The 11,576-nt window shown below is 64.8% G+C and carries 10 protein-coding genes; 6 read left to right on the top strand and 4 right to left on the bottom strand.

Going from position 1 to position 11,576, the window contains the following annotated elements; all coding sequences use genetic code 11:
* Window positions 1-34: 34 nt before the first annotated feature.
* The 4 genes from L979_RS05120 to L979_RS05105 all read right to left on the bottom strand — a co-directional run bounded on the left by L979_RS05120 (window position 35) and on the right by L979_RS05105 (window position 5,007).
* Entirely contained in the window at window positions 35-1,762 is a 1,728-nt protein-coding gene (locus tag L979_RS05120) for a sodium-dependent transporter (RefSeq protein WP_231559404.1), read from the bottom strand.
* A gap of 124 nt (window positions 1,763-1,886) precedes the next feature.
* Window positions 1,887-2,990 carry a polyprenyl synthetase family protein gene (locus tag L979_RS05115; protein WP_369792972.1) on the bottom strand — a complete coding sequence of 368 codons (1,104 nt, stop codon included), beginning with the start codon at window positions 2,988-2,990 and terminating at the stop codon, window positions 1,887-1,889.
* Window positions 2,991-3,001: 11 nt separating this feature from the next.
* Entirely contained in the window at window positions 3,002-4,279 is a 1,278-nt protein-coding gene (locus L979_RS05110) for an NAD(P)/FAD-dependent oxidoreductase (RefSeq protein WP_047690055.1), read from the bottom strand.
* On the bottom strand, window positions 4,276-5,007 hold the full coding sequence (locus L979_RS05105) for a demethylmenaquinone methyltransferase (protein WP_047690052.1): 732 nt from the start codon (window positions 5,005-5,007) through the stop codon (window positions 4,276-4,278). The genes L979_RS05110 and L979_RS05105 overlap by 4 nt, the downstream gene beginning before the upstream one ends.
* Window positions 5,008-5,094: 87 nt before the next feature.
* Here L979_RS05105 and L979_RS05100 point away from each other — a divergent pair, with 87 nt between their 5' ends.
* The 6 genes from L979_RS05100 to L979_RS05075 all read left to right on the top strand — a co-directional run bounded on the left by L979_RS05100 (window position 5,095) and on the right by L979_RS05075 (window position 11,516).
* Window positions 5,095-6,543, top strand: coding sequence for an isochorismate synthase MenF (locus L979_RS05100; RefSeq protein ID WP_081993829.1), 1,449 nt, complete (start codon window positions 5,095-5,097; stop codon window positions 6,541-6,543).
* A 196-nt stretch (window positions 6,544-6,739) separates the two neighbouring features.
* Window positions 6,740-7,519 (top strand): ABC transporter substrate-binding protein, encoded by a 780-nt coding sequence (locus L979_RS05095; RefSeq protein WP_047690046.1) that lies wholly within the window; start codon window positions 6,740-6,742, stop codon window positions 7,517-7,519.
* On the top strand, window positions 7,516-8,313 hold the full coding sequence (locus L979_RS05090) for an ABC transporter substrate-binding protein (protein ID WP_047690044.1): 798 nt from the start codon (window positions 7,516-7,518) through the stop codon (window positions 8,311-8,313). Before L979_RS05095 ends, L979_RS05090 begins: the two co-directional genes overlap by 4 nt.
* 54 nt (window positions 8,314-8,367) lie before the next feature.
* On the top strand, window positions 8,368-9,165 hold the full coding sequence (locus L979_RS05085; RefSeq protein WP_047690042.1) for an amino acid ABC transporter permease: 798 nt from the start codon (window positions 8,368-8,370) through the stop codon (window positions 9,163-9,165).
* A gap of 3 nt (window positions 9,166-9,168) precedes the next feature.
* Window positions 9,169-9,972, top strand: a complete 804-nt coding sequence (locus tag L979_RS05080) for an amino acid ABC transporter ATP-binding protein (RefSeq protein ID WP_369792971.1) — start codon at window positions 9,169-9,171, stop codon at window positions 9,970-9,972.
* Between the two features lie 158 nt (window positions 9,973-10,130).
* A complete protein-coding gene (locus tag L979_RS05075) occupies window positions 10,131-11,516 on the top strand; it encodes an aromatic acid/H+ symport family MFS transporter (RefSeq protein ID WP_081993827.1) in 1,386 nt (461 codons plus the stop codon).
* The last annotated feature ends 60 nt before the right edge of the window (window positions 11,517-11,576 follow it).

Here is an 11,576-nt window from a genome sequence, read left to right as displayed (position 1 = left end):
CCTGCCACTACCAACATGACAATGGCTGATGCGCTCATCGGGTGGCCTCCTCTCCCGTGTTGGTCGTATCAGATGCAGTCGCTTCCGCCGGCTGGGTGGCCCAGGGCTCCGGGGTGGTTGCGGCGGCGTCGTCGTTCCAGGGGGTGCCGTTGCGCACGGCACTGCTGGTGATGGTGGCCAGGGAACCGGTGGTCAGGTACTTCTGATCCACTCCGGGATCCAGCACCGGCAACGACGGCGACGGCTGTGCGCCACGCGAGCGTTGGGACCACGGCACCCTGGCCAGGATCAGGGAGATGACAACCAGGCTGATGGCCATGCCCCAACCGAAGGTGGCCACGTACCAACCCGGGAAGTCGCCGTAACCCTCGGTGAGCACGGTGGTCAGCTGACCGATGATGGTGTAGCCCAAGACCACAACCGCCACACCGCCGATGAAGATCATCCACGTCCGGCCCACCTTGAAGGCAGAGACCGCGTTGAGGTGATCGCGCAAACCGGGCAGGGCGGACAGACCCGAGGACAACAGGATCACTGCCACGAGGGAGGCTGCCACAATGCCGAAGTTGTTCACGAAGGCGTCCGTGATGTCCAGCAGGTTCAGGCCTGTGGTGGTGGGGAACAGCAGCAGGGAGGCTGCCGCCAGCGGGACGATCACGGCCACGGTGCCGGCAATGCGGTTCAGGCCCAGCTTGTCCTGAACACCGGCAATGATCACTTCCACGATCGAGATCAGGGAGGTGAAACCGGCAAAGGTCAGGGCGCCGAAGAACAGGACACCCAGAAGGCCCCCGAACGGAGCTTGCGAGACGATGGTGGGGAAGGCGATGAAGGCCAGGCCGATACCACCGGAGACCACCTCGCTCACACCGACGCCGGAGGCAGTAGCCATGAAGCCCAGGGCGGCGAACACGCCGATACCGGCCAGGATCTCAAAGCTGGAGTTGGCGAAGCCGACCACCAGAGCGGTGCTGGTCAGATCCGAACGCCGCTTGAGGTAGGAGGCGTAGGTGACCATGATGCCGAAGCCCACGGACAGGGAGAAGAAGATCTGACCGTAGGCGGCCATCCACACAGCACTGTTGCCCAGTGCAGACCAGTCCGGGGTGAACAGGGCATCCAGACCGGCGGCTGCACCGTCCAGGGTCAGGGCCATGATCACCATGGCGGCGAACATGACCAACAACAGCGGAATGAAGATCACGTTGAAGCGGCCGATGCCCTTCTGCACACCCAGTGCCATGACCACCAGCAGCGCCAGCCACACAATGGCCAGACCGATCAGAACCTGGGGAACAAAGTCCAGGGCGGGGCCGACCTCGTCAGCAACCTGGAGGTACTGGCCCATGAAGAAGACCTCGGGGTCATCCCCCCAGGCCTGGGTCACGGAGAAGATGGTGTAGGAGCCAGCCCAGGCGATGATCACGGCGTAGTAGGCGGCAATCACAAAACAGATGCACAACTGCCACCAGCCCAGGAACTCGGCCTTAGGGTGCAGGCGCCGGTAGGACAACGGGGCGGAGGCCCGGTAACGGTGACCCACCGCGTAGTCCAGCATGAGCAGCGGCAGACCCGCGCTCAGCAGGGCGATCAGGTACGGAACCATGAAGGCGCCGCCACCGTTCTCGTAAGCGACGTAGGGAAACCGCCAGATGTTTCCCAGGCCGACGGCAGAACCCATGGCGGCCAGGATGAAGACGGATCGATTGGAGAAGACCTCGCGCTGCTGGGCAGCGGGAGGTGCGGATTTGGTTGAGGACACTAGTCCACCTCGTGGTGCTCAGGTGCCGTCAGTCGGGCGGGCTGATCGGCGCAATTCCAGATGCTCCCGTGAATCCGGTGAGGGTGGCCGGACGGACGGTTTGAGCGTTCAGGTTACCCCGGGGTCACGCCCGGCGATGCACCATGCCGCGGGCAAAGCTGTGCAGAGCGGATTTTGCGGTGGATTCCGGCAGGGGTTCCAGCGCTGCTTCCGCCTCCGCCACCCATGATTCGGCCACAGCCCAGGACTGCTGGATGGCAGCGTGGTGGGACAGCGCGGTCACAGCTTGTGCCAGGGCCTCATCCGAGCTGAGATCCCCGTCCACCAGCTCCAGGACCTTCACAGCAGAAGAGTCCCCTTGGGCGGCCATGCGGCGCAACACCAGAACCGGCAGGGTGGGGATGCCTTCCCGCAGGTCCGTGCCGCGGGTCTTGCCCGAGGTCTCCGAGGTGGAGGTGATGTCAATCACGTCATCGGCCAGTTGGAAGGCCACGCCGAGCTTCTCCCCGTAGGTCTCCATGATCTGCTCCACCTCAGGTGAGGCACCAGCCAACATGGAGCCGAAGAGCCCGCAAGCGGCAATCAGTGAACCGGTCTTGCCGGCCAACACCTGCAGATAGTGCTCCAGGGCATCGGCACCTTCCGGCGGGCCGGAGGTCTCCTGGAGCTGGCCCACCACAAGGCGTTCAAAGGCCTGGGCCTGGATCTGATAGGCCCGCCGGGAGATGGTGGCCACCAGGGAGGATGCCCGGGCAAAAATGAGGTCCCCCGTCAGGATGGCCACGTTGTTGCCCCACACGGTGTGCGCGGTGTCCACACCGCGCCGGACCGGGGCGGAATCCATGACGTCGTCGTGATACAGGGAGGCCAGGTGGGTGAGTTCAACCACGACGGCGGCGTTGATGACGTCGTCGTTGATGCCCCCACCGATTTCACCGGCCAGGAGTGTGAGGACCGGGCGCACCCGCTTGCCACCGGCGTTGAGCAGGTGTGAGGCGGTGACCTGGATCAGGGGATCCGAGCTCTCCACCTGCTGCGCCAGACGGGTTTCAATCTGTTCGAGTCCGGCCAGGATCCGGCGCGCGAACTCCGGATCGGTGGTGAGCACCTCCATGCCCGCCGGCAGTGCCACCTGGGCACCGTTCAACTCCCTGGCGGCATGACCGGACCCACCCGTGGAGGCGTGGGTGTCACCGGGCCGTTGGGAGATGGAGGAGGAGTCAGTCACGGGGCACCACTCTACTGGTTTCCGGTGGGCGGAGTGAGGGCGTCCAGCAGTGCCACGGTGCGGTCCTGCCAGGTGCGGGCCGGGTGATCCGTGAGTTCGGTCATGGTCTGCACCACAAAGCGCATCAGGGGTGGAAGAGCCATTCCGGTGGCCAGGGCGGCCTTCATGATGCGCGGGTGTCCGATGGCCTCGGCCAGGAGTCGCCCTTGGGTGAAGTGTGCCCCCCATTCGGTGCGCAGACGCTGCGGGTAGCGCGCAAGAACCGCGTCCCGTTGCGCCGGGCCGTTGGCACGCCTGGCCTCCAGGATGTGCTCCGCGGCGTAACGGGCGGATTCCATGGCATTGGAGATGCCCTCACCGTTGAAGGCAGAGACCAGACCGGCGGAGTCCCCCAGCAACAACATCCCGGGAATCCAGTGTGGTGTCCGGTTGAAGGCCATGGGCAGGGCAGCTGAGAGAACGCGGCCCTGACGGTGTGCAGGGTCGAAAGTCCACTCGGCAGGCATGGAGGCGGTCCAGTCGGCCAGCACCTGCTTGTAGTCGATGTTGCCAAAGGCCGGTGAGGTGTCCAGGATGCCCAGGCCAACGTTGGCCGTGCCGTCCCCGGCACCGAACACCCACCCGTAGCCGGGCAGCAGAGACCCCTTGGGATCGGTGCCGTCCGTCAGTTCCAGCCAGCCCTCCATCCAGTCCAGCTCGCTGCGTGGAGATTGGAAATAGGCGCGGACGGCAACCCCCATGGGGCGGTCGTGGCGCCGATGCAGACCAGCGGACACGGCCGTGCGGGATGAGACACCGTCACAGGCCAGCACCAGGTCGGCGCGGTGGTCCTCGGTCTCACCACTGCGGCGGCCGCGGTCATCCAGCAAGTTGGCGCGCAGGCCCACCACACGGTCCTGGTCATCTCGGAGGACCTCAGTGACCGACCGGTGTTCGATGATGGTGGCCCCGGCCGCACGGGCATGGTCGGCCAAGTGCTGGTCGAATCCCGCCCGGGAGCGGACCAAACCGTAATTGGGGAAGTCCGTCAGCTCGGGCCAGGCCAGCTCAATCGCCCTGCCACGGGCTCTGATGCGCAAACCCTGGTTGCGTTTGTAACCCAACTCCGGCCCGTGTGGCAGGCCCATGAGTTGCATTTCCCGCACGGCACGCGGTGTCAGACCGTCACCACACACCTTCTCCCGTGGGTAGGAGGTCTTTTCCAGGACCGTGACCTCCACACCCTGGGAGGCAAGCCAATAGGCGGCGGTGGCTCCGGCCGGCCCACCGCCTGAGATCAGAACCTTCACGCGAGCTTGATCTCCGGTGCACCGTAGCCCGGGTTCTCACCCTTGACGGCGTGGTGAATGGCCACAATGCCCCCGGAGAGGTTGAGGTAGCGCACCTGCTCCCAGCCAGCACTACCAATGTCCCGCGCCAAGCCCTCTTGATCCGGCCAGGCGGCAATGGACTCCGCCAGGTATTCGTAGGCCTCCGGGTTGGAGGAAACCTTCTTGGCCACACCGGGCAGAGCCTTGACCAGGTATTCGCCGTAGACCTTGCGGAAAGCCTTGTTGGTGGGAGTGGAGAACTCCGCGATCACCAACCTGCCGCCCGGCTTGGCCACGCGGTACATCTCATGGAGGGCACGGTGGTAGCCCTCCACGTTGCGCAGACCGTAGGAGATGGTCACGGCGTCAAAAGAATCATCCGCAAACGGCAGCATGGTGGCATCAGCCTGCACGAACTCGATGTCCGGGCGCCTGCTGCGCCCCACCTGAAGCATTCCCAAGGACAGATCCGCTGCCACCACCTGAACCCCGGCATCAGCAAACGGCTCGGAGGACTTGCCGGTTCCGGCCGCCAGATCCAGCACGAATTCACCCGGCACCGCTCCCACCGCTTGGGTCACGGCCTTGCGCCATCCGCGGGTCTGCCCCAGGGAGAGGATGTCATTGGTGATGTCATAACGCGGGGCCACCTGGTCAAACATGGCGGTCACGGCGTCTTTACGCTTGTTCAGGTCTGCACGGTTCACCCTGTCATTGTGACATCTCCGCAGCATGCCCCGGCCTGGACGGTGGCGGGCAGTGCCCGGCCACACCCTGGGCCTACACTGATCCAGATGTCCGCCTCCGATCTGCCGTCCTGTAACGATCAGCCGTCCGGCACCCATCTGCCACCTTGTAACGATCAGCCTCCCGTCTCCGCCCTGACCGTTGACCTCCGGGACCTGGCCGCCGCTGCCCACTCCCCCGTGCCACAAGCGTTTGCAGCGGATCCGGATCTGCGTCAAATCCTGGACGGGCAGCGCACCAGCTGCTGGACCATCGGCGGCCTCGGGCTGGTGGGATTCGGACGGGCAGCCCACGTGGTGGTCACCGGCGAGGATCGTTTCACCGCGGCCCGGGACTGGTGGGACCGCCTCACGACTCAGCTGCACATCACGGACCCGCTGAACCGCTCGGCCACCGGACCGGTGGCTTTTGGCGCCCTCACCTTTGCCCGAGCCTCCACCACCTCATCCGGCCTGGTGTTGCCCGAACTGGTGGTGGGTCACGACGACGACGGCGCCTGGGTCACCCTGGTCTCCACCCAACCCGAGGTGCAGATGCAGGACGTCATGGCCGCCTGGACGCGCCTGGTTCCTCAGCTGCAACCGGTGGGCTCCCGTCACCCCGATCCCGCCACTGCCCCCGTTGCCGTTGCGGATCCAGCAGCGGACCGGTCCTGGTGCTCGGCAGTGGCCGATGGCGTGGGACTCATTTCTGAAGGCAAGCTGGAGAAGCTGGTGTTGGCCCGCGCCGTGGAGGTTCGCTCCGATGCGCAGCCCCTGGACGTGCCGGGCGCCCTGCGCAATCTGGCCGCCGACTACAGCACGTGCTGGACCTACTCCGTGTCCGTTGAGGACCATGCGGATCCTTCCGTGAACCGCCTGTTCGGGGCCACCCCGGAACGCCTGGTGCGGGTGTTGGACGGCAAACTGCATGCCCGCGTACTGGCAGGGACCCTGGACCGTGCTTCCGTTCCCCCCGGAATCGATCCACAACGGTGGGCGCAGCAGAAGCTGCTGGATGACCCCAAACAGCGGGCTGAACACGAATTCGCCATCGACTCCCTGCTGGGTTCCGTGTCCGCCTACACCAACCAGGTGGTCTCCTCCCCTGATCCATTCGTGTTGGAACTGCCCAATGTGTGGCACCTGGCCTCTGACGTCACGGCTGAGCTGACACCTGGCCCGGACGGCACCGTGCCCTCGGCACTGGAGTTGGTGGAGGCCATCCACCCCACGGCCGCCGTGTGCGGAACCCCCACTCACGCCGCTGCTGAGGCCATCACCCAATTGGAGGGCATGGACCGTGGGTTGTATGCGGGCCCCGTGGGCTGGCTGGATTCCCGGCACAACGGAGACTTTGGGATCGCCCTGCGCGGAGGCGTGCAGCGCGATGCCCACAGGGCTGAGCTCTACGCAGGCTGCGGCGTCGTGGAGGCTTCCGTGCCTGCTGAGGAACTGGCCGAAACCCGTGCCAAATTGCGCCCTGTTCTGGGGGCACTCGGCGTCACACCCGCGTGAACAAGGCCTGGCACAGACCCCTGTAACCCGGCAGTCACAGCAGGACGCGTACCATGAAGCGGTCACAGCGCGGCATGTGCGGCTGAATCACGCCGCGGATCCACCGCCGCTGGGACACCGTCAGGTCAGCGCCACCACCGGCGCTCACCAGTGCGAGCTCGGTCCCTGCCCACACCACTTGACGTTGAGGTAAATCATGAAAACCCGTCACCTCCCCACCCTCTTGGCCGCCACCAGCGCAACCGCCCTGGTCCTGGCCGGCTGCACTTCCACCTCCGGGGAGAACCAGTCCGAATCCGGTGTTCCTCTGGTGGAGGACGGCAAGCTGACCGTGTGCAGCAACACCCCGTACACCCCGTTCGAGTTCGAACGCGATGGTGAAGTGGTGGGCTTTGACATGGACTTGGCCGATGAAATCGCTGCCGATCTGGACCTGGAGAAGAACGTCATCCAGACCGGGTTCGAGGGCATCGAGTCCGGCGCAGATCTGTCCACCAACAAGTGCGACATCGCCATTTCCGGAATCACCATCACGGAGGCCCGCCAGTCCGTCATGGCTTTCTCCGAACCCTACTTCGACGACGAACTCGGCCTGCTGGTCCCGGCTGGATCCGAGATCCAGAGCTTTGACCAGATCGGTGATGCCCGCGTGGCCGTTCAGCAGGCCACCACCGGTCAGACCTACGCCGAGGACAACGGCTTGAACTTTGAGCAGCAGGAGGACACCGCCCTGATGCTGCAGTCCCTGGAGACCGGTGGCGTGGAGGCTGTGATCGGCAACGTGTCCGTGCTGGGCAACCGTGCTGCAGAGAACCCGGACCTGGAACTGATCGACCAGGAGTCCAACGGCGAGCAGCTGGGTGTGGCCGTGAACTCGGAGAACACGGAGATGTTGGATGCCGTGAACTCCACCATTGAGCGCATCAACGACGACGGCACCATGGAGACCATGCGCGAGGAGTGGATGGGCCTGTGAACACCCGTAAGACATCAGCCCTGATCAGCCTGAGCGCGGTGGGGTTGCTGGCCCTGAGCGCCTGCACCTCCACCACCGGATCCGACGGTGAAGGCTCCGGGGACTCCCTGGAAACCATCAACGACGGCGAGCTGACCGTGTGCTCCGAATCCAACTACCCGCCGTTCGAGATGGAACAGGACGGGGAGATGGTGGGCCTGGACATGGACCTGGCCGCGGAGATCGCCAAGGACAACGATCTTGAGGTCCACAACGTGACCTTGCCGTTTGAAACCATGGTCTCCGGTGCCGCGCTGGACACCCGCCAGTGCGACATCATCACCTCTGCCTTGACCATGACCGAGGAACGCGCCTCCGTGATGGACTTCTCCGACCCCTACTTTGACAACCAGCTGGGCCTGGTGGTCAAGGACGGTTCGGAGATCGGCTCTGTCCAAGACGCCATCGACTCCAACGCCCGCGTGGGAGTCATGCAGCAGACCACAGGGGATGCAAAGGCCAAGGAACTGGGACTGAACTCGGTGCAGTTCGAGGACGTCCTGATGTTCCAGGACCTGGAATCCGGTGGTGTTGATGCCGTCCTGGATGACCTGGTGCCGATTGCCCAGCACTCGGAGGACTACCCCGATTTTGTGGTGGTGGAAGAAGTTGAAGCTGATGACCAGTTCGGCGTGGGCGTCCGCAAGGGTGACACCGCCATGCTGGAAGCCGTCAACTCCACCCTGGAGCGCATCAAGTCCGATGACACCTTGGATGAGATCACCGAGAAGTGGGTTCCGATCACCGAACAGTGATCGGTTCCGGCCACCTCCCCCAGTAGTGACGTGAAGAGAAGGAATTAACCCGACATGGCTATGACCGCCCGCCAGCGAGCCAGAATTTCCCGGGGAGTCCAGTACGGACTCCTTGTGGTGATCGTGGTGGCCCTGGTGTTCATTGCGGACTGGAACACCTTGATCTCCCGGGCCCTGAACCCGTCGGTCATGGCGCAGCAGTTCCCGCAGATCATCACCGTGGCGTTGAAGAACACCCTGATCTACACGGCACTGGGCTTTGTGGCCGGCATGTCCGGCGGCATCCTGTTGGCGCTGATGCGGTTGTCCTCCGTGGCGCCGTACCGCTGGATCGCCACGCTCTACATCGAGCTGTTCCGCGGCGTGCCGGCCCTGTTGGTGTTCCTGGCCCTGGGCTTCGGCGTACCCCTGGCCTTCCAGGTGCGATTCAACAACCTGGTCACCGTCATGCTGGCCCTGGGCCTGGTCTCCGCGGCCTACATCGCCGAGTCCTTGCGCGCGGGCCTGCAGGCGGTGCCCAAGGGCCAGTACGAGGCGGCACGATCCCTGGGCATGAGCCACGCACGAGCCATGGTGACCATCATCATTCCGCAGGCCCTGCGCATTGTGCTTCCGCCGCTGACCAACGAGGTCATCCTGCTGGCCAAGGACTCCTCCCTGGTCTACCTGCTGGGCATGACCGTGGCGCAGTACGAGCTGACAAAGTTCGGCCGGGAAGCCATTTCCGGAACCGGAGCCGGGCTGACCCCCTTGGTGCTGGCCGGCGTGTGCTACCTGATCATCACCGTCCCGCTGGGGCTTCTGGCCCGGTACTTCGAGACCCGCGCGGATGCCCGCTCGGCCCGCAAGTAGGAGTTGTTCACAGTGAAGAAGTCAACCGCCACGGCAACGGCAGCCCACCCGGCGTCGGTCACCATTGACGGCCTGCACAAGTCCTACGGATCCCTGGACGTGCTCAAGGGCATTTCCCTGGACGTCCAGCCCGGGGAGGTGGTCTGCTTGATCGGACCCTCCGGCTCCGGCAAGTCCACCCTGCTGCGCTGCGTCAACCTCCTGGAAACCCCGCAGCGGGGCCGCATCCAGATCGGGGACGTGGAGGTGACCGATCCCGACGTCGACATCGACGCCGTACGCCGCCGTGTGGGGATGGTGTTCCAGCAGTTCAACCTGTTCCCCAACATGTCCGTGCTGAAGAACCTGACGGTGGCCCAGCGCAAGGTGTTGGGGCGCTCGGAGTCGGCAGCCCGGCAGACGGCCCTGCACAACCTGGAACGCGTGGGCCTTGCGGACAAGGCGGACAGCGCTCCCGCGCAGCTCTCCGGCGGCCAGCAGCAGCGTGTGGCCATTGCCCGCGCCCTGTCCATGGACCCTGAGTTGATGCTCTTTGACGAGCCCACCTCGGCACTGGATCCGGAGACCGTGGGCGATGTCCTGTCCATCATGCGCGACCTTGCCAAGGAGGGCATGACCATGCTGGTGGTCACCCATGAGATGGCCTTTGCCCGCGACGTCGCAGACCGCGTGGTGTTCATGGACGGCGGCGTGGTGGTGGAGGAAGGCCTGGCACGTGATGTGATCGGGGCTCCGCAGCACCAGCGCACCCAGACCTTCCTGTCCCGCGTGCTGAACCCCACGCAGGTGCACACGCCGGAGTCATGAGATAACCAACGCTGCACATAGCAGTAGGGCCCTATTGATAGCTTTGCGCTTATCAATAGGGCCCTGGTGGTTTCCAGGGTGTTCCCCCAATATGGCCCGAATCACATCCCTGTCACGATCTTGGTCAACCCTTTGGTTGATCGAAAGGATCCGCAGAGATGTCAACCACCAACACCCTCGTGACCGCTGACAAGCGGTTGGAGATGAAAACTGCCATCTGGGTGGCAGCCATCGCCTGTACGGCCCTGATCTTTGACGGCTATGACCTTGTGGTCTACGGCACCGTCATGCCCACCCTGATGAACGATCCCAGCCAGATCGGCGTGCTGGATGCCTCCACCGCCGGCACCGTGGGGTCCCTGGCCCTGATCGGCGTGCTCCTGGGTTCCTTTGCCTCCGGTTTCATCGGAGACATCCTGGGGCGCAAGAAGATGATGATGATCGGCATTGCCTGGTTCTCCATCGGCATGGCCATCACTGCCGCCACCGGCACCGTGTTCACCTTTGGCCTCATGCGCTTCATCACCGGCCTGGGCCTGGGTCTGGTGATCGCCACGGCGGGCCCCACCATCGCGGAGTTCGCCCCCAAGGACAAGCGCGGCCTGTTCAACGCGATCGTGTACTCGGGTGTGCCTGCCGGCGGCATGTTCGCCTCCCTGTGCGGGATTCTGCTGGCTGATCACATCGGCTGGCGCGGCCTGTTCCTGATTGGGGCCACCCCCATCCTGTTCCTGGTGCCCTTGGCCGCCATGAAGCTGCCCGAGTCCCCGCGGTGGCTGCTCTCCCGCGGTCACGAGGCCCGCGCCATTGAGATCGCCCGCCAGACCGGCGTGCCTCTGGAGGAGGAGCTGGCTGTCCGCCGCGCCACCACCGTGCCCAAGCGCACCGGCTACGCAGCCCTGTTCACCCGCGAGTTCGGGCTGGCAACCCTGCTGATGGCCACCATGTCCTTTGCCGGCCTGTTCCTGACCTACGGCATGAACACCTGGTTGCCGCGCATCATGGAGTCCTACGGCTACGCGGAACAGAAGCTGTGGTTCCCGTTCGTGCTCAACGGTGCCGCCGTGATCGGCGGTTTGATTGCCGCCCGTGTCTCCGACCGCCAGGGCAAGCCGCAGAACATCATTGCCAGCACCTTCTTGCTGGCGGCCATCGCACTGGTGCTCATGACCTTCCAGTTCCCGTTGGCCCTGCTGTTCACCTTCATCGGTGTGGCCGGCATCGGCATCCTGGGCACCCAGGTGTTGATCTACGGCTTCCAGTCCAACTACTACACCTCTGATTCCCGCGCTGCGGGTGTGGCCGCTTGTGCCACCATCGGCCGCGCCGGCGGCGTGTTCGGCCCGTTGATCGGCGGCTGGTTGGTGGCCGCGGGCCTGGGCGCAACCCAGCAGTTCCACGCCTTCGCCGCCGTGGCCCTGGTGGGCGCGATCGTGACGTTCATTGTTCCGCGCAAGCACAACACGTACCTGATCGAACGTGAGGCCGTGCAGCGGGCCAAGGCTCAGCTGGCTGCTGAGCGGGACCGCGAGCCTGTGGCCTGACCTGAGACCGGATCCCACCGATCACCACAGCGCCGGGGTTGGTTCGTCACCGTCGACGAA

Origin of the sequence: Kocuria sp. ZOR0020 (assembly GCF_000800955.1) — a bacterium.
Classification (GTDB): Bacteria; Actinomycetota; Actinomycetes; order Actinomycetales; family Micrococcaceae; genus Kocuria; species Kocuria subflava.
This window is presented reverse-complemented; position numbering and strand designations above follow the sequence as displayed.

What these genes read in the sequence shown, in the direction of transcription:
- L979_RS05100 (WP_081993829.1), top strand. Translation starts at nt 5,095, where the DNA reads ATGTCCGCCTCCGATCTGCCGTCCTGTAACGATCAGCCGTCCGGCACC.
- L979_RS05095 (WP_047690046.1), top strand. Translation starts at nt 6,740, where the DNA reads ATGAAAACCCGTCACCTCCCCACCCTCTTGGCCGCCACCAGCGCAACC.
- L979_RS05085 (WP_047690042.1), top strand. Translation starts at nt 8,368, where the DNA reads ATGGCTATGACCGCCCGCCAGCGAGCCAGAATTTCCCGGGGAGTCCAG.
- L979_RS05075 (WP_081993827.1), top strand. Translation starts at nt 10,131, where the DNA reads ATGTCAACCACCAACACCCTCGTGACCGCTGACAAGCGGTTGGAGATG.